Here is a 16,703-nt window from a genome sequence, read left to right on the forward strand (position 1 = left end):
TCGCTCAATGTTAAATGATTAATATCATATGAGTAAACTGCAGGGCAAGCGACATATACGCGCGCAATGGATAAGATTAATCTTAAAAGGTAACATTGAATTGATTTTATCAAAAAATTAATACAACATACTTCGAAATTGTCGATTAAACAATTTCGGAGGTTTGTGTATGGACGGCAAGGCGACCCCAACTGAGTCCTTCCCGCAGGTAGATACCTGCGGCTCGCCCTATCAGCGCGGCCGGCAGCACGGCGCGGCGGTGCCCGAGCGCATCGCGCGCAGCGCCAGCCTGTATCGCCGGCAACTGGCGCGGCATAACGTCTGCGCCGAACGCCAGGGCACGCTGGCGCTGGGAATGCGGCCGGCAATCGAGCGCTTCGATCCCGACTACCTGGAGGAAATGCAAGGCATTGCCGATGGCGCCGGAGTGCCGCTGGAGGACGTCATCCTGATTAACTGCCGTACTGAACTATTGTTTGGCCACGGCGAGCTATCGGCGATATGCAAGGAGTTGGACGACCGCTGCGCCAGCCTGGCGGTATTGCCGGAAAACGCAGAAAGCGGGCGCCTGATGGTCGCCCACTGTGCTGACTGGCGGGAAGAGTGCCTCGATACCGGCATCGTCTTGCGGATCAGGCGTGGCGGCAGCCAGGACGAACCCGACCTGCTCATGTTTACCGGCGCCGGCAGCCTGGCGCGGCACGGCTTCAACAGCGCCGGCATGTCCCTGACGGGCGGGTTCCTGGGTTCCGACCGCGATTACCGCCTGATGGCCGGCGTGCCGCTGGTGCTGGTGCGGCGCAAGATGCTGGAAGCACCCAGCATGGGCGCGGCCATGAAACTGCTTTGGCAGACACGGCGCTTCTGTTCCGGCAGCCTGATGCTGGCCCAGGCCCGGGTCGGCGCCGACGGCCAGCATGTCGGCGATGCCGTCAGCCTGGAATGCGCGCCGGATGAAATTTTCTGGCTGACGCCGCAGCACGGCTTGCTGGTGCATGCCAATCACTGGCTGTGCCCGGTTGCGCGCAGCAGGCTGAGCGGGCAGGGGCTGGCCGTCAATCCGGATTCCCTCTATCGCCAGCAACGCGCGGAGACGGCGCTGCTGCACGCCATCAACCAAGGCCCGGGAAAAATCAGCTGGGCAATGGCAAAGAAGGTGCTGGCGGACGATTTTCCGGATTTCGGCGGCGCTTTTCGCAAACCCGATGGCGAAAATGCCGATGCCCGGCCCGCCACAGCCTTGACGACCCTGATCGACGCCGCCGGCGGCGCCATGTGGATAGCGCGCAAACCTTGCCAGCCGCACGCTTTCGCCGAATACCGCTTATAGCCGGACGCGGCCGGCATAGCGGCGTCAGTATTCCTTGATGGCCTCAACGCTGACGTGCAGCGTCACCGCATCGCTGACAAAGGGGACGTAGCGTCCAAGCTTGTAGTCGCTGCGCAGGATCTTGGCGGAGCCGTTGGCGCCGCAGGTTTGTTTGCCGTAAATGAGCATGAAGCGGCAATTGAAATTGCTGATCTCCAGCGTTACCGGATGCGTGATGCCCTTGATCGTCAGGTCGCCCTCGATTTGCGTCAGCTGCTGTTCTTCAAAATGCAGGCTGGACGACGTGAAGCTGATCTTGGGATAGTTGGCGGCGTCGAAGAAATCGCCTGAGCGCATGATCTGGTTGAAGCCGTCGCTGCCGGTGCTGACCGAGGCCGCGTCGATCTCGATGTCTATGCTGCCGCTGTGGTTGGCCAGGTCGATTTCAATCGAACCGGAAGTACGGTCGAAGCGGCTGCGCTGCGTCGACAAGCCCCAGTGGCTGTACTCGAAATAGGAAAAAGTATGCTCCGGGTCGATCAGGTAGCGATCGGCGGCGCTGCACACGCCGGCGCTGAATGCCAGCGGCAGCAGCGCAGCGCGCAGCAGCAGCCTGGCAGCGGGCAGGATTGCAGATGGCTTTGCGGTGGGCGGCGTCATGGTCTTGGGTAAATGGTCGATGGCTACAAGCATCATGCATCAGTCGATATCGATACGCTACAGCTTCGTGGCTATTCTTGCCTGAAAACATTTAAAATGCCACTCTGCAACTGCGGCTGCTATTTGAGTACGCGGCGACATCCCATGCAGTTGATTGCGTTTTAACCATCACAACTTACACCGGAGCGTCAGACATCATGTATGAACTGTATATCGCCAATAAAAACTATTCTTCCTGGTCGCTGCGTCCATGGGTGCTGATGCGCGAGCTTGGTTTGGCGTTCAAGGAACACGTGGTGCCGTTTGCCGATGGCGTTCCCGGCTCCAACTGGGATACGTTCCGCAGTTTTTCGCCGACCGGCAAAGTGCCGGCGCTGAACGACGGCGGCACGGTTGTCTGGGATTCGCTCGGGATAGTCGAATACCTGGCCGAGCGCCATGAAGGCGTCTGGCCCAGCAATCCGCAAGCCAGGAGCTGGGCGCGCTGCGCCGCCGCCGAGATGCATTCCGGTTTCGGCGCCTTGCGTGAAAGCTGCACGATGAACTGCGGCATCCGGGTGCGCATTGAGTATTTGCCGGAAGCGCTCAAGTCGGATATCGCGCGGCTGGACGAATTGTGGAACGAGGGCCTGGAGCGTTTCGGCGGGCCTTTCCTGGCAGGGGCGAATTTCAGCGCCGTCGACGCCTTCTTTGCGCCGGTGGCTTTCCGCATCCAGACCTACAACCTCAAGCTGGGCCCCGCCGCGCATGCTTATGCAGTGCGTTTGCTCGATTTGCCGGCGATGCGGCAATGGCAGGCAGAGGCTTTGGCGGAATCGTGGCGCGAACCTGGCCATGAAGCCGAAGCCAAGGCGGCAGGGACCATCCTGGAGGATCTGCGCAGCGTACCCTCCAAATGAAGCCGGACCGCGTAGCGTGCCATAATATCGCGCATGTTTACGCGTAACGACGACAAGCTGCTGCATATCACCGATTCACTCGCGATCCCGCTCAGTGAGATCGAGATCAGCGCCGTCCGCGCCCAGGGCCCGGGCGGCCAGAATGTCAACAAGGTGTCGTCGGCGATACACCTGCGGTTCGACATCCGCGCATCGTCGCTGCCGGAGTTCTACCAGGAAAAGCTGCTGGCCCTGAACGACCAGCGCATTACCAAGGACGGCGTGCTGGTCCTCAAGGCACAGCAGTCGCGCAGCCAGGAAAAGAATAAGGGCGAAGCCCTGCTGCGCCTGCAGGAACTGCTGTTGAGCGTGACCGTGATTCCCAAGAAGCGGCGGCCAACCGCGCCCAGCCGCAGTTCCCAGCTCAAGCGCGTCGACAGCAAGACCCGGCGCGGCAAGGACAAAGCCATGCGCGGCAAGGTCATCCTTTGATCCTTATCCCGGCATCAGGCGCAGGCGGGTAATTTCAGATGGCGCAAACAGCCGCTTCGGCGGCCCCCAGTAGCCGGTGCCGCGGCTGGTATACACCCACAGGTTGCGCAAGCGGTTGAGGCCGGCCGTATAAGGCTGCTGCAAAGGCACGAACAGATTCCAGGGGAAGAACTGGCCGCCATGGGTATGGCCGGACAACTGCAGGTCGAAGCCGGCATCGGCGGCCGCTGCCGCCGAACGCGGCTGATGTGCCAGCAGCAGTTTCAGCGCTACGCCCGGCGGACTGCCGGCCAGCGCCGCATGCGGATCGCTGCGTTCGGCTTCGTCAAAGTGATGGGCGCTGTAGTCGGTGACGCCGGCCACCAGCAGCGATGCGCCCTGGTGCCGGATGACGACGTGCTGGTTCATGAGCACGGTCAGTCCAAGCCGGCGCACCTCTGCCACCCATTCCGGCGCGTTCGAATAATACTCGTGGTTGCCGGTGACGAAGTAGGCGCCGTGGCGAGAGCGCAGCTTGGCCAGCGGCGCCGTGTGCGCCGACAGTTCCCGCACGCTGCCGTCGACCAGGTCGCCGGTGACCGCGATCAGGTCCGGCTGGAGAGCGTTGACCTTGCTGACGATGGCGTCCAGGTAATTGTGCTTGATGGTCGGGCCGACATGGATGTCGCTGATCTGCACGATGCTGTAGCCGTGCAAGGCGGCCGGCAAGCCGCTGATCGGAATGTCGACATCGACTACCGCCGCCAGGCGGCGCGCATTGAAAAACCCGACCAGGCTTGAAACCGCGGCCAGCGCCAGCACGGCAAGCGCGCTCCAGAATGCGAATTGATCGTGGTCCAGCTTGAACAGGGGCGATAGCCACAAGCCCAGTTCGCGCAGCAGGGTTGCCAGCAGCAGCGATGAAAAGATCCCCATGGCCAGCATGCCGCCCCACGCCAGCCGGTCGGACAGCGGCTGGCTTCGTATGCCCCTGGCCAGCATGCCGGCGGGGATCAGTAAAAACGATAGCAGCAGCCAGCCGCCTAGCAATACTTGCAAGAACGGGATGGCGGACAGCGCCGGCATCAGGAGCAAGCCGATCAGCGCATGCAGCACGCCCAGCAAGAACAGAACAAGCACGATGGCGAAGCGCGATGGCATGGGGAAACCTGTGAGAAAAATGAATGGGGGGCAACGAGCGGTGACTTGCTTGCTGTCCATATTAGGGCGCGGGCGCCGGCTTCAATAGGCGGGAGCTTATATAAAGCGCGAGATGTATTCGGGAAGCAGCCGGCTTATTCCAATATAATCGGGCAATTCATTCTTTAACAATCACCAATATTTGGTGCTTTTCCGTTAGTTATGCCCCTTTTGAAGCGAAATCCTGTCATTTCCCGCCTGTTTTGTACTGTCTGTTTAGCTGGGCTGCTGTCGGGGCTTGCGTATGCGGGACCGGCATCGGCCGCCGCGGCCGTTGCCGATAGCGCCAGCCCGGCCCGGCCGCGTATCGGCCTGGTGCTGTCCGGCGGCGGCGCCCGCGGTTATGCCCACCTGGGCGTGCTGCAGGCGCTGGAAAAAATGCATATTCCTATTGATTATGTTGCCGCCACAAGCATGGGGGCGGTGGTCGGCGGCTTGTATGCGAGCGGGCTGTCGGTCGATGAACTGGACCGCATCCTGACCGAGACCAACCTGAGCGATATTGCGTTTGACCGCAATGAACGCGCGGACCTGCCGCAATCCCAGCGCGAGGACGATTATCAATATCCTATCGGCCTGTCGGCCGGCTACGGCGACGGCAAGCTGAAGCTGCCGGCCGGCCTGGTGCAGGGTAATAACCTGCTGGCGCTGCTGCAGAACTGGACTCCGCAGCTGCCGGCGAATATTTCGTTCGACAAGCTGCCGACGCCGTTCCGTGCCGTGGCGACCGATCTCGGCAGCGGCGCTGAAGTGATCCTGAGCCAGGGTTCGCTGCCGCGCGCAATCCGCGCTAGCATGGCGGTGCCGGGCCTGTTCGCGCCGCTCAAGCTGGATGGCCGCACGCTGGTGGATGGCGGCCTGGTGGGCAATTTGCCGATATCGCTGGCGCGCAGCATGGGCGCCGACATCATCATCGCGGTCAATATCGCCACCGACCTGCAAGATCCTTCCACCCTCGAATCGCCGACCGCGGTGGCGCAGCAGATGGTGACCATCTTGATCCAACAGAACGTCAGGCATGAGATCGGCACGCTCAAGAAACAAGATGTGCTGATCGAACCGAACCTGGGCGACCTGTCGTTTGCCGATTTTTCGCGCGGCAAGGATGGCGTCAAGGCCGGCTACGATGCGGCCGAGCGGCAAAGCGCCAAGCTGGCCGCGCTGGCGCTGCCGCCGCAGCAATGGAAAGAATATCTTGCGGCGCGCAGCGCCGGCGGTCCGGTGCTGGCACAGGATACCCACATCGACGCGATCGAAATCCGCAGCAACGGCCGGGTGCCGACGGCGGTGGTGCGCCGGGCGCTGGAAGTCAAGGAAGGGGATTTCTACAATCCGGTGGCGCTGAACAAGGATGTGGCGCGGCTGGCGACCAACGGCGATTTCAAAAGCGTGGCACAGGAACTGGTGACCGAGAACGGCCGCAACGTGCTGAAAGTGGATGCCGATGCAAAATCTTGGGGGCCGCACTTCCTGCTGTTCGGTTTGGGTGTGTCGAATAATTTTGACGGACGCGGCGATTTCAACCTGCAGATCGGCCATCGCTTGCCGTGGATTACCGAGAGCGGACTGGAATGGCGCAACGATGCGGTGCTGGGCAGCAAGCAGGCTAGCCTGCATACCGAATTGCGGCAGCCGATATGGAATACCGTAGGTTTGTATGTGGCGCCTTATGCCGAATATGCACGCCGTCACCTGGATATCTTTTCCGATGACGCCGTCACCTCGAAGACCGTGCCGGTGACGGCTTATCGGGTAGATACCACCAAGGTCGGCTTCGACCTCGGCGTGCCCATCGGGCGGCTGGGCGAGTTCCGGGCCGGTGTCTATTATCAGTGGCTGATGGCGAAACCTACTTACAGCCTGGATTTTCTGCCGGCCGAGTTCACGGATTTCTTTCCTGAGTTCATCATTCCGTCATATCGTGTCAATCAGCCGGTAGTCCGCACCCAGCTTACCGTTGACCAGCTTGACGACCCGCTGTTTCCGCGCAAGGGCTATTACCTGTCCGCCGTCAGCAACGTGGCGTTCGGCGGCGCCGCCAACAGCTACAGCGATGCCCAGGGCAAGGTGCTGTGGGCCGGCAGCCGCGGCCGCGATACGCTCAACCTGGCGCTGGAAGCGGCCGGCACCTACGGCAACGAATCGAACGACGCCAGCGGCAATGGCGGGCTGGGCTTTTCCCTGGGCGGATTCCAGCATTTGTCTGCCTACGCCCCGCAGCAGTTCACCGGCAACTACCTGCTGTATGGCCGCATGACCTATCTGCGCGACATGCCGGAGCTGAACCTGCCCGGGTTGCGCAATACCGTATTAGGCACCAGCATCGAGGTCGGCGACGTCTGGGCGACCCGCGATACCTTTGGCGTCGGGCCATACAAGAAAAGCGCGAGCATGTTCCTGGGCGGCAGCAGCTTCCTCGGGCCTCTGTATTTCGGCGCGGCGATAGCGCCGCGCGGCGTCTGGAACCTGTACCTGCAATTGGGGCGCGTATTCTAGGACCGCCGGCGCGTGGCGCGCATCAAGCCTTGTCGGCGCCGCGCACCCGCCGCGGCGGCACCGGCGGGTAGCCGAAAAATTCCAGCACGCTGTTGGTGACCTGTTCCCGGTCATTGTCGACGCAAATCATGTGGTAGCTGTTTTCCAGCACCGCCACGCGTACATCCGGCAGCGCCCTTTGCAGGAATTCAGCCGATTTCAGGCTGGTCAGCTCATCTTCGCGCGCATGCACCACCAGCGTCGGACAGGTAATCCGGTGCGCTCCGGCCAGCACCTTCTTGCGCAGGCGGTCGACCTGGCGGATGCAGGCCAGCGGCACCCAGCGATAGTGGAAATTGTCGCCGCGCGCGAACTTGGCCTTGACGATGGCGCGCACCGTGGCGTTCTTGATGCCGAACGGTTCGTCTTCTTCCACTTTCATCCTGCTCGCCATGCCGGGAATGCAGTACACCAGGTACCGCAGCTGACGGTACCAGGGAGTTGACCAGCCGTCGATGAAGACCGGCGGCGCCAGGGTCACCAGCTTGCCCTTGCTGTGCTGCACCCGTTCGCACAAGGCCAGCGCCAGCAGCGAACCCAGGCACATGCCCATGACATGGAAGGTATCGTATTGCGGCGCCAGTTCGCGGTAGCTGGCGGTGACCGCATCCAGCCAATCCTCGTAGCTGACCGGCACCAGGTCTTCCGGCTGGCTGCCGTGGCCGGGCAGGGTGACGGCGTGGGTTTCCACGCCGGCGCGCTGCAGCACCTTGTGCATCGAGCCAAGGTCGAATTGGGTGCCGCCCAGGCCGTGAATCAGCAGGGCGCCGGTGCGAACACTCATATGACAACCGGCCCGTGGCCCCGTTGCCGCGCGTCCTCCTTGAGGTGGAGGCGCCAGGCGCCAGCCACCATCGCGACCGATTCGTCGGCATCCAGCAGCACTGCGCTCATGTCGCTCACATGGCTGACTTCTCCCGCCGGCAGCAGCAGGCGGAAAGCAAGGTCGGGGCGGGCGTCGTCGTCACTGTCGTCCAGCCAGCGGCTGCGCAATTGCTGGCGGTCGTCGGGATGGACATGCGCCAGCACCTGGTCGAGGTCGCTGAAAGCGGCGTTGCCGATGCCCAGCAATCCTTGCAGGTCGCCGTTCCAGCATAGTTTTTTGCTGTGCGGATCGATGCTGTAGACCAGTTGCCGGCTGACGGTCAGCGCCAGTTCGACGTCGCTTTTCCATTGCGCGGCGTCTTCGTGCAATTGTTCGCGGGTAGTCTTGAGGGCGCTGATCAGCAGGCAGAGCAGGGCGGCGACGGCAAGGTACAGCTGGGCCTCCAGCAGCGAATGCTTGGAATAGGTATCGGCAAATGCTGCGAACGGTCCTTCGCCCTGCACCGTGTTGAGCAAGGCAAAGAAAGCCAGCATGGCAACCGCCAGCGAGCCGCCGCGGCCGCCCCACAGCAAGGTGACTACAGCAGCGAAAAACAGCGGGATGTAGGTTAGCGCAAAATTGACGCCGGCCGAAAATCTGCTGATGCCGGTGCCATCGAAAATCACGAAAGCCGTTACCCCCAGGGCCAGGAACGCCGCCAATCCCAGCAGGAAATCGCTGCGGTCCATGCCGCCCGAACGCATGGCGTGGAAACGCGACCAGCCGGCCAGCACCGGCGTAACGATCAGGATGCCGACCAGGTCGGACGCAGCCCAGACGCGCGCCGTGGGCCAGAACGGCGCATGCTGCACCAGCGTGAACCAGGCTGCGCCGATCGCGGCGCTGATCGCGCTGCAGGCAACGCCGGCGATCAGCAGGCCGCGCACGAAATACAAACCTTCCATCGGCAGCTGCGCCTTGCGCACCAGCGCCACCACGATCGCGGCGATGCCGATTTCATCCAGGGCAAACAGCGCCACGCGCAGCAGGTTGCGTTCTTCGATAACGCCCAGCAGCAGCTGCGCCAGCACGAAGCCGATCAACAAAGGCAGCCAGCGCGAAGTCGTGGTCAGCATGAACGCGGCGACGGTGACGCCGGCCGGCAGCCAGATATAGCCGGTGGTCGCAATCGGGCCGTTGAGCTGATGCGACATATAGCCGGTGACCAGGTAGAGCAAGCCCCACAGCAATGCTATGACAGTCTGGTTGGTCAGTTTCACGATGGATATCCTTATGGCGTTGACGTTCTTGCGATCTGAAAAAGACGGCGGGCAAGAGGTCGCTCATTATATGGTGAATCTGGAAAGAATTTGGTCGAAGGCAAGAGCCGGAGCGCGGCTGTCAAGGTTGACAGTTACGCGGCGGCAGGGCTTGGTCCGAGAATCGATCGGCTGGCGGCCTTTTCTTTTACCTGAATCCTTACATCTCTGGAGGTCCGATGAAAAAAGCATTGCCTTGCTCGTCCCGGTTCGCTTTATTGCTGGCGCTGACGACGCCGCTGCTGGCGCAGGCGCACGGCTACATCGACGCGCCCAAATCGCGCGCGTTCATGTGCAAGACGCAAGAGAATGCTGCTTGCGGCGCGGTGCAATATGAACCGCAGAGCGTCGAAGGACCAAAGGGATTCCCCGCCGCGGGGCCGGCTGACGGCGTCATTGCGGCCGCCAGCCTGCCGCAGTTTGCGGAGCTGAACGCGCAAACCCAGGGGCGCTGGAAAAAGGTGGCGTTGAAGGCTGGGCAGAATGACTTCACCTGGTATTTTAGCGCCGGCCACATGACGCAGGACTGGCGCTACTACATCACCAGGCAAGGCTGGAACCCGAACCAGAAGCTGAGCCGCGATTCTTTCGAGCTGCAGCCGTTCTGCATCATCAAGGGCGGCTTCGCGCCGGCCAGCAATACCCGCGTGAAGCACAGCTGCACCATTCCGGCGGGCCGCAGCGGCTACCACGTGATCTTGAGCACCTGGAATATCGCCGATACCGGCAATGCCTTCTACCAAGTGATCGACGCCGAAATCCCGGCCGCAGCCGTGGTGAATCCGCAGAAAGTGCTGCTCAATCCGTTCAAGTAAAACAAAGAGGGCGGCAGCGCCGCCCGTTTCAAACCGGGACCGGAACAGCCATGGCGAGCCGATGCCCGCTCGGGACTCGTCGCGCCTAGGCTAAGGCAATTTGCTGATAATATGCATCGTGTTTGCGTTGATGGCGCGCCGCGATGCCCGGCTAATGCTGATATCCGCCAAGTACCCCGGATCAGCTCGGTGAAATACTGGGAATTTTGCGGAGAGCTAGGCCTTCGCGCTTGCTAACGAAGGCCTAGTCTATGGTATATGGTGCCCACGGAGGGACTCGAACCCCCACACCTTGCGGCACATGGACCTGAACCATGCGCGTCTACCAATTCCGCCACGTGGGCTTGAGAGAGCGAGATTATAAGCTAATGCAGGAATAAGTCAACCTAGTCATAACGATATGTAGATATAAATTGCTTGGTTAGGAGAATGTCATAATCCTCCGTTACACTAAGCCTTGATGAATAACAACCTGTTGAAAATAGCCTTTTGAGCCAATATTCCTACACTATCCCCAGCCGGGAGGAAATTCTCGGCCTTCTGCGCACCTCCGCCGAGCCGCAAAACGCCGCCGCCCTGGCTACCGCGCTTAGCGTCAAACCTGATGAAATGGACGGTTTGACGCGCCGCCTGAATGCCATGGAGCGCGACGGCCAGATCAAGCCCGACCGCAGCGGCGTCTACAAGCTGACCAATTCTCCCGGTTTTATCGAAGGCCGAGTCAGCAGCCATCGTGACGGCTACGGCTTCCTGATTTCGGACGAGGGCGGCGACGACGTTTTCCTGCCGGAAAAGGAAATGCAGAAAGTGCTGCATGGCGACCGGGTGCAGGCGCGCATCGTCGGCACCGACCGCCGCGGCCGTCCCGAAGGGACGATCGTCGAGGTGGTGGCGCGGGCGAATACCCATGTGATCGGCCGTTTGCTGAATGAAAACGGGGTCTGGGTGATCGCTCCCGAAGACAAGCGCATCGGCCAGGACATCATCCTGGCGGGTTCGCCGGGCAAGGCCAAGGCCGGGCAGGTGGTGAGCGTCCAGCTCACCGAACAGCCTTCGCGTTATACCCAGCCGGTGGGCAAGATCGTCGAAATCCTGGGCGATATCGACGATCCGGGCATGGAGATCGAAATTGCGGTGCGCAAATACGGCGTGCCGCACGAATTTTCCGAAGCCGCCAAGAAACTGGCCGCCAAGCTGCCAGGCGAAGTGCGCGCCACCGACCTGGGCGACCGCGTCGACCTGCGCGACGTGCCGCTGGTGACGATTGACGGCGAAGACGCGCGCGACTTCGATGATGCCGTGTATTGCGAACCGATCAAGATCGGCCGCGCCAACGGCTACCGCCTGATCGTGGCGATCGCCGACGTCAGCCATTATGTCAAGCCTAACGATGCCCTGGATGTCGATGCGCTGGAGCGCAGCACCTCGGTATATTTCCCGCGCCGCGTGATCCCGATGCTGCCGGAGAAACTCTCCAACGGCCTGTGCTCGCTCAACCCGGACGTCGACCGCCTGACCCTGGTATGCGATGCGGTGATCAGCGCCAAGGGCGAGATCAAGGCTTACCAGTTCTATCCTGCTGTCATCCATTCGGCGGCACGCCTGACCTACACCGAAGTGGCGGCAATCCTGGGCAACACCAAGGGCCCGGAAGCCGCCAAGCGGCCCGGCCTGGTGCCGCACCTGCTGCACCTGTACGAAGTGTTCCACGCCTTGCTGCAGGCTCGCCAGGCGCGCGGTGCCATCGATTTCGAGACCACCGAGACTTACATCGTCTGCAACGCCGCCGGCAAGATTGAAAAAATCCTGCCGCGCACCCGCAACGATGCCCACAAGGTGATTGAAGAGTGCATGCTGGCGGCCAACGTCTGCGCGGCCGACCTGATGGAACGCCACAAGCATCCGGGACTGTTCCGCATCCATGCCCATCCGACCAAGGAAAAGCTGACCATACTGCGCACCTTCCTCAAGCAGGTCGGCCTGACGCTGGCCGGCGGCGACACGCCGTCCGCTTCCGACTATGCCGCCCTGATGCCGAAGATCAAGGCGCGGCCGGATGCCTTGCTGTTGCAGACCATGCTGCTGCGTTCCATGCAGCAGGCGGTCTACAGCCCGGAAAACATCGGCCACTTCGGTTTGTCGTATGAATCGTATGCGCATTTCACCAGCCCGATCCGGCGCTATCCCGATTTGCTGACCCACCGCACCATCAAGGCGATCCTGCAAGGCAAGCGTTACGAACCCAAGGGTTTCGACACCAGCTCGCTGAACACCATGCTGTCGCCGGCCGGCCGCAAGAAACAGGCGGAAGACAAGGCCGCGGGCAAGAAAAGAAACGAAGGCAGCCTGGCGGTATGGGAAGCGCTCGGGGTCCATTGTTCCGCCAACGAACGGCGCGCCGACGAAGCGTCGCGCGATGTCGAGGCGTGGCTCAAGTGCTATTTCATCCGCGACAAGCTGGGCGAAGAATTCACCGGCGTGATTTCCGGCGTCGCCACTTTCGGCATTTTTGTCCAGCTCGACGCTTTGTACATCGAGGGCCTGGTGCATGTCACCGAACTGGGTGCGGATTATTTCCAGTACGACGAAGCGCGCCACGAATTGCGCGGCGAACGCACCGGCATCCGCTACCAGTTGACCGACCGGGTCACGGTGCAGGTGAGCCGGGTCGACCTGGATGCACGCAAGATCGACCTGCGCCTGGTCAACGAGCCAGGCATCAAGACCGTGCTCAAGAATGAAGCCCGGCGTGCCGACAGCGAGCAGGGCCGGGGCGCCAAACCCAAGGCCGGCGGCAAGGCTGCGCCGCCGAAAAAGACCGGCAGCCGCGTCACGACCGCGGCCAAGACCACCGCCCCTGGCAAGGCCAAGAAGGCCAAGACCGCCAGCGTCGCAGAAAAAACGCGCGCGCCAAAAGCCTTCACAAAATCGAGCAAGCGTAAAAGATAGATCGATTGATAGATAGATTCTGAGAATATGAAAAGTAAAATGATTTTCGGCTTTCACGCCGTCACCGCGCGTCTGCGTCATGAAGCATCGTCGGTGGAAGAGATTTATGTGGATGCCGGCCGCGTCGACCGCCGCATGCAAGACCTGCTGAATGCCGCCAAGGCGGCCGGCGTGCGTGTGATCCCGGTGGATGACGCACGCTTGTCGAATATTGTCGGCACCCGCCGCCATCAAGGCGTGGTGGCAAAAGCCGGCGAGCTGTCGCTGGCGCGTAACCTGGATGAGCTGCTGGATGCGATCGTCGGTCCGCCGCTGCTGCTGGTGCTGGACGGCATCACTGACCCGCACAACCTGGGTGCTTGCCTGCGGGTAGCCGATGGCGCCGGCGCCCATGCCGTGATCGCACCGAAGGACCGCGCGGTAGGCTTGAATGCGACCGCCGCCAAGGTTGCCAGCGGCGCCGCTGAAACCGTGCCTTACATTACCGTGACCAACCTGGCGCGCACCTTGCGCGAGCTGAAAGAACGTGAAATCTGGCTGATCGGCACCAGCGAGGATGGCGAAAAGGGTTTGTACGAAGCCGATTTTTCCGGGCCGGCAGCGCTGGTCATGGGGTCCGAAGGCGAGGGCATGCGCCGCCTGACGCGCGAAACCTGCGACGTGCTGGTCAACGTGCCGATGTTCGGCTCGGTTGAAAGCCTGAACGTCTCGGTAGCGTCCGGCGTCTGCCTGTACGAAGCCCGCCGCCAGCGCATGGCCAAGGGTTGTTGATCCCGATCTGCCTTATCCATTCTGAATCACGCCGCCGGTCTGTCCTGCGTGGCGGCGATTCGGATGTTTCCAGTCCGGCCTGAAACCGGTTCATCGGTTTCCCCGACTTTCGCAGCAAAAGACGGCAGGCGCAATTTGGAATAACATTACGCCTCCGCATACATCCGACACCCTTATGTTCAGCCGCATTCGTGAAGACATTGCCAACATCATGGCGCGTGATCCCGCCGCACGCACCCAGTGGGAAGTGCTGACTTGCTATCCCGGCCTGCATGCCATCATCCTGCACCGCTGGGCGCATCATTGCTGGCACAACGGCTTCAAATGGCCGGGCCGTTTCATTTCGCAGGTGGCGCGCACTTTTACCGGGATTGAAATCCATCCCGGCGCAACCATAGGCCGGCGCGTATTCATCGACCACGGCTTCGGCGTGGTGATCGGCGAAACTGCTGAAGTCGGCGACGATTGCACGATATACCAGGGCGTCACCCTCGGCGGCACCTCGCTGAACAAGGGCGCCAAGCGCCACCCGACCCTGGCGCGCGGCGCCATCATCGGCGCCGGCGCCAAGGTGCTGGGCGGCTTTACGGTGGGCGAGGGCGCCAAGGTCGGTTCCAACGCGGTGGTGGTCAAGGAAGTGCCGCCGGGAGCGACCGCGGTCGGCAATCCCGCGCGCATCGTCCAGAAAGAAAGCAGCGGCGGCAAGGATGAGGCCGCGGCGCGCATGTTTGCCGCCTACGGCGTTACCCCCAACGGCGACGATCCCTTGTCCAAGGCGTTGCACGGCTTGATCGACAACGCCGCCGCGCAGGAGCATCAGATAGAACGCATCATCGCCTTGCTGAAGAAGTCGGGCATTGCCTGCGAAGGCTTGCCTGAACTAGAGAAATTTGATCCGGACCAGCTCAACAAGCTGGTCGAATAAGGCGGCGTGCCAGGAGGCAGAGTAATGAATCAGGAAGTGAGCGGTATCCCGGCTGGCGACGTACCGATCGTTGAGGGCGCAGCCGATGAATTCCTCGACCAGTTTGAAGTTCGCGTACTGGCGGTCCTGGCCGAGAAAGAGGCGCTGACGCCGGACAACTATCCCTTGTCCCTGAATACCTTGACCAATGGCTGCAACCAGCTGTCGAGCCGGGATCCGGTCATGGCTATCGCCGAATCGACTGTGCTGGATGTCCTGCAGCGCCTGATGCAGCGCAAGCTGGTGGTTGAAGTAAACCAGGCCGGCGCCCGGGTTGCCAAGTATGAACACCGGATGCGCGTCAAGTGGCTGTTGGAGCAGGACAAGCTGGCGGTGTTGACGATCTTGATGCTGCGCGGGATCCAGACCGCGGGCGAGTTGCGCAGCCGTAGCGGCAGGCTGCATGAATTCGGTTCGGTGGCAGAGGTAGAAACGGCTTTGCAGTTCCTGGTCGACAAATATCCGCCGCTGGTGGCGCGCCTGGCGAAAGCGCCCGGCACCAAGGAATCGCGCTACGCGCACCTGCTGGCGGGCGAAGAGCTGCTGGAGCAGCAGGCGATTGCGGATGCGATGTCAGGCAGCGCCTCGGTGGTGAAAAGCGCCAGCCAGGACAGGATCGCCCAGCTGGAAGACGAGGTTGCCGGCTTGCGGCGGCAAATGGATGATTTATCGGCGCAGTTTGCCGAATTCAAGCGGCAGTTTGATTAAGCGGTTCGTTAGGCGAGTTCCTGGCCGTCATGGCCAAAGCGCCGGATCGCACCGTCGGCATCGATTGCAATCCAGCCGCCTCGCTGCGCCTTGACGTCGTATTCCCAATCCGGCAATACGTAACGGCTGCGGGCGGTCTTGCCTTCGCCCGAGAGGTGATGCGCGGGCCTGTGGGTATGGCCATGGATCAGGGTGTCGGTGGCGGTGCTGTCAAACAGGGCATCGATCGCTGCCTGGTTGACGTCCATGATTTCCATCGTTTTGTGGCGCTGTTCTTCCTGGCTTTCCTTGCGTACGCCGGCGATGATCGCCTTGCGCTGCGCCAGCGGCAGCGCGAGGAATTGCGCCTGCCATTGCGGTTGCCGCACCTGTGCGCGAAATTCCATGTAAGCCAGGTCGTCGGTGCACTGGGCATCGCCATGGGCGATTGCCAGGCGCCGGCCGCCCACGGTGATGACTGACGGGTCCGGCAGCATGGTCATGCCGGCCGCTTGCGCGAAGCTGTCGCCCACCAGAAAATCGCGATTGCCTGCAATCCAGAAAACCTGGACGCCGCTATCGCTGACCTGCCGGATCGCTGCGGCAATTTCACGGTTGTACGGCGTTTCCAGGTCGTCGTCGCCAGCCCAGTACTCGAACAAGTCTCCCAGCAGATACAGTTGCGGCGCCCGCTTTGCCTGTTCCTGCAGGAAATCCAGGAAAGCTTGGGTGGTGCGCGGGTGCGCTGCCTGCAGGTGCAGGTCGGAGATGAACAGCGCCTGGACGGCGCCGGGCTGGTTCGAGACTGAGGCTGTCATGAGCAAGAGCTAAGCCTGGGCTATCAAGCGACGACTTCGGCTTTTTCGATGACGACGTCATCTGTCGGCACGTCGGCAAACATGCCGGAGCGGCCGGTCTTGACTTTTTCGATGGCGTCGACGATCTCGGTGCCTTCGACTACTTTGCCGAATACGCAATAACCCCAGCCGTCCTGGCCTGGATAGTCAAGGAAGCTGTTGTTCTTGACGTTGATGAAAAACTGCGCGGAGGCCGAGTGCGGCGCCGAAGTACGGGCCATCGCCAGCGTGTACGGCTCGTTCTTGAGGCCGTTCTTGGCTTCGTTTTCGACTGGATCGTTGGTTGGCTTCTGTTTCATGCCTGGCTCGAAACCGCCGCCCTGCACCATGAAGCCAGGGATCACGCGGTGGAAAATCGTGCCGTTGTAGTGGCCGGCATTAACGTAGGCCAGGAAGTTTTCGACGCTCTTCGGCGCTTTTTCCGCGTCGAGTTCGATCTTGATCTTGCCGTGGTTGGTAGTGAGGAGGACTGCCATGGTGTTT

At 61.6% G+C, this 16,703-nt stretch carries 15 protein-coding genes and 1 tRNA gene; 9 read left to right on the forward strand and 7 right to left on the reverse strand.

The genetic code is table 11. From position 1 onward, the window contains the following. The first annotated feature begins 169 nt into the window (after window positions 1-169). Entirely contained in the window at window positions 170-1,330 is a 1,161-nt protein-coding gene (locus AC07RZ_RS19800) for a C45 family autoproteolytic acyltransferase/hydrolase (RefSeq protein WP_494669243.1), read from the forward strand. 24 nt (window positions 1,331-1,354) lie between these two features. Here AC07RZ_RS19800 and AC07RZ_RS19805 read toward each other — a convergent pair whose 3' ends face one another. Further along, entirely contained in the window at window positions 1,355-2,005 is a 651-nt protein-coding gene (locus tag AC07RZ_RS19805) for a YceI family protein (protein ID WP_494669244.1), read from the reverse strand. Between the two features lie 161 nt (window positions 2,006-2,166). Between AC07RZ_RS19805 and AC07RZ_RS19810 the strand changes: the two genes are divergently transcribed. Next, window positions 2,167-2,868: a glutathione S-transferase family protein gene (locus AC07RZ_RS19810; protein WP_144736599.1), complete on the forward strand. Its 702-nt coding sequence runs from the start codon at window positions 2,167-2,169 to the stop codon at window positions 2,866-2,868. A gap of 33 nt (window positions 2,869-2,901) precedes the next feature. Beyond that, window positions 2,902-3,339, forward strand: coding sequence for an alternative ribosome rescue aminoacyl-tRNA hydrolase ArfB (gene arfB / locus AC07RZ_RS19815; protein WP_222426249.1), 438 nt, complete (start codon window positions 2,902-2,904; stop codon window positions 3,337-3,339). 3 nt (window positions 3,340-3,342) lie between these two features. Here arfB and AC07RZ_RS19820 read toward each other — a convergent pair whose 3' ends face one another. After that, entirely contained in the window at window positions 3,343-4,479 is a 1,137-nt protein-coding gene (locus AC07RZ_RS19820; RefSeq protein WP_494669245.1) for a metallophosphoesterase, read from the reverse strand. A 201-nt stretch (window positions 4,480-4,680) separates the two neighbouring features. Here AC07RZ_RS19820 and AC07RZ_RS19825 point away from each other — a divergent pair, with 201 nt between their 5' ends. Beyond that, window positions 4,681-7,014 (forward strand): patatin-like phospholipase family protein, encoded by a 2,334-nt coding sequence (locus tag AC07RZ_RS19825; protein WP_494669246.1) that lies wholly within the window; start codon window positions 4,681-4,683, stop codon window positions 7,012-7,014. 22 nt (window positions 7,015-7,036) lie between these two features. Here AC07RZ_RS19825 and AC07RZ_RS19830 read toward each other — a convergent pair whose 3' ends face one another. Both AC07RZ_RS19830 and AC07RZ_RS19835 read right to left on the reverse strand, forming a co-directional pair. Continuing rightward, window positions 7,037-7,837, reverse strand: coding sequence for an alpha/beta hydrolase (locus AC07RZ_RS19830; RefSeq protein WP_494669247.1), 801 nt, complete (start codon window positions 7,835-7,837; stop codon window positions 7,037-7,039). After that, the gene (locus AC07RZ_RS19835) at window positions 7,834-9,138 is read right to left on the reverse strand and encodes an MASE1 domain-containing protein (protein ID WP_494669248.1); all 1,305 of its coding nucleotides are present in this window, start codon (window positions 9,136-9,138) and stop codon (window positions 7,834-7,836) included. Before AC07RZ_RS19835 ends, AC07RZ_RS19830 begins: the two co-directional genes overlap by 4 nt. A gap of 218 nt (window positions 9,139-9,356) precedes the next feature. On the opposite strand from AC07RZ_RS19835, the gene AC07RZ_RS19840 reads away from it, so the two are divergent. Continuing rightward, complete coding sequence (locus AC07RZ_RS19840; protein ID WP_494669249.1) at window positions 9,357-9,992, forward strand: lytic polysaccharide monooxygenase; 636 nt, start codon at window positions 9,357-9,359, stop codon at window positions 9,990-9,992. Between the two features lie 259 nt (window positions 9,993-10,251). Here the strand turns inward: AC07RZ_RS19840 and AC07RZ_RS19845 are convergent. Continuing rightward, window positions 10,252-10,336 (reverse strand) — tRNA-Leu (locus AC07RZ_RS19845). A gap of 145 nt (window positions 10,337-10,481) precedes the next feature. On the opposite strand from AC07RZ_RS19845, the gene rnr reads away from it, so the two are divergent. From rnr to AC07RZ_RS19865, 4 genes are all read left to right on the forward strand, one after another. Then, window positions 10,482-12,941 carry a ribonuclease R gene (gene rnr / locus AC07RZ_RS19850; protein WP_494669250.1) on the forward strand — a complete coding sequence of 820 codons (2,460 nt, stop codon included), beginning with the start codon at window positions 10,482-10,484 and terminating at the stop codon, window positions 12,939-12,941. Window positions 12,942-12,968: 27 nt separating this feature from the next. After that, window positions 12,969-13,712, forward strand: a complete 744-nt coding sequence (gene rlmB, locus AC07RZ_RS19855; RefSeq protein ID WP_144736585.1) for a 23S rRNA (guanosine(2251)-2'-O)-methyltransferase RlmB — start codon at window positions 12,969-12,971, stop codon at window positions 13,710-13,712. 175 nt (window positions 13,713-13,887) lie between these two features. Then, window positions 13,888-14,637, forward strand: a complete 750-nt coding sequence (gene cysE, locus AC07RZ_RS19860; RefSeq protein WP_092393683.1) for a serine O-acetyltransferase — start codon at window positions 13,888-13,890, stop codon at window positions 14,635-14,637. A gap of 24 nt (window positions 14,638-14,661) precedes the next feature. Beyond that, on the forward strand, window positions 14,662-15,384 hold the full coding sequence (locus AC07RZ_RS19865) for a YceH family protein (protein WP_494669251.1): 723 nt from the start codon (window positions 14,662-14,664) through the stop codon (window positions 15,382-15,384). A gap of 8 nt (window positions 15,385-15,392) precedes the next feature. On the opposite strand, the gene AC07RZ_RS19870 is transcribed toward AC07RZ_RS19865, so the two are convergent. Both AC07RZ_RS19870 and AC07RZ_RS19875 read right to left on the reverse strand, forming a co-directional pair. Continuing rightward, window positions 15,393-16,181 (reverse strand): UDP-2,3-diacylglucosamine diphosphatase, encoded by a 789-nt coding sequence (locus AC07RZ_RS19870; protein WP_494669252.1) that lies wholly within the window; start codon window positions 16,179-16,181, stop codon window positions 15,393-15,395. A gap of 23 nt (window positions 16,182-16,204) precedes the next feature. Then, on the reverse strand, window positions 16,205-16,696 hold the full coding sequence (locus AC07RZ_RS19875; protein WP_144736579.1) for a peptidylprolyl isomerase: 492 nt from the start codon (window positions 16,694-16,696) through the stop codon (window positions 16,205-16,207). Between the last annotated feature and the right edge of the window lie 7 nt (window positions 16,697-16,703).

Source organism: Collimonas sp. GW821-FHT07E08 (genome assembly GCF_059418905.1).

Excerpts from the sequence above, each read along its gene's own strand:
- cysE (WP_092393683.1), top strand. The coding sequence starts at position 13,888 with ATGTTCAGCCGCATTCGTGAAGACATTGCCAACATCATGGCGCGTGAT.
- AC07RZ_RS19870 (WP_494669252.1), bottom strand. The coding sequence starts at position 16,181 with ATGACAGCCTCAGTCTCGAACCAGCCCGGCGCCGTCCAGGCGCTGTTC.
- AC07RZ_RS19830 (WP_494669247.1), bottom strand. The coding sequence starts at position 7,837 with ATGAGTGTTCGCACCGGCGCCCTGCTGATTCACGGCCTGGGCGGCACC.
- AC07RZ_RS19800 (WP_494669243.1), top strand. The coding sequence starts at position 170 with ATGGACGGCAAGGCGACCCCAACTGAGTCCTTCCCGCAGGTAGATACC.
- AC07RZ_RS19805 (WP_494669244.1), bottom strand. The coding sequence starts at position 2,005 with ATGATGCTTGTAGCCATCGACCATTTACCCAAGACCATGACGCCGCCC.
- AC07RZ_RS19865 (WP_494669251.1), top strand. The coding sequence starts at position 14,662 with ATGAATCAGGAAGTGAGCGGTATCCCGGCTGGCGACGTACCGATCGTT.
- arfB (WP_222426249.1), top strand. The coding sequence starts at position 2,902 with ATGTTTACGCGTAACGACGACAAGCTGCTGCATATCACCGATTCACTC.
- AC07RZ_RS19810 (WP_144736599.1), top strand. The coding sequence starts at position 2,167 with ATGTATGAACTGTATATCGCCAATAAAAACTATTCTTCCTGGTCGCTG.
- AC07RZ_RS19820 (WP_494669245.1), bottom strand. The coding sequence starts at position 4,479 with ATGCCATCGCGCTTCGCCATCGTGCTTGTTCTGTTCTTGCTGGGCGTG.
- rlmB (WP_144736585.1), top strand. The coding sequence starts at position 12,969 with ATGAAAAGTAAAATGATTTTCGGCTTTCACGCCGTCACCGCGCGTCTG.
- AC07RZ_RS19825 (WP_494669246.1), top strand. The coding sequence starts at position 4,681 with ATGCCCCTTTTGAAGCGAAATCCTGTCATTTCCCGCCTGTTTTGTACT.
- AC07RZ_RS19875 (WP_144736579.1), bottom strand. The coding sequence starts at position 16,696 with ATGGCAGTCCTCCTCACTACCAACCACGGCAAGATCAAGATCGAACTC.
- AC07RZ_RS19840 (WP_494669249.1), top strand. The coding sequence starts at position 9,357 with ATGAAAAAAGCATTGCCTTGCTCGTCCCGGTTCGCTTTATTGCTGGCG.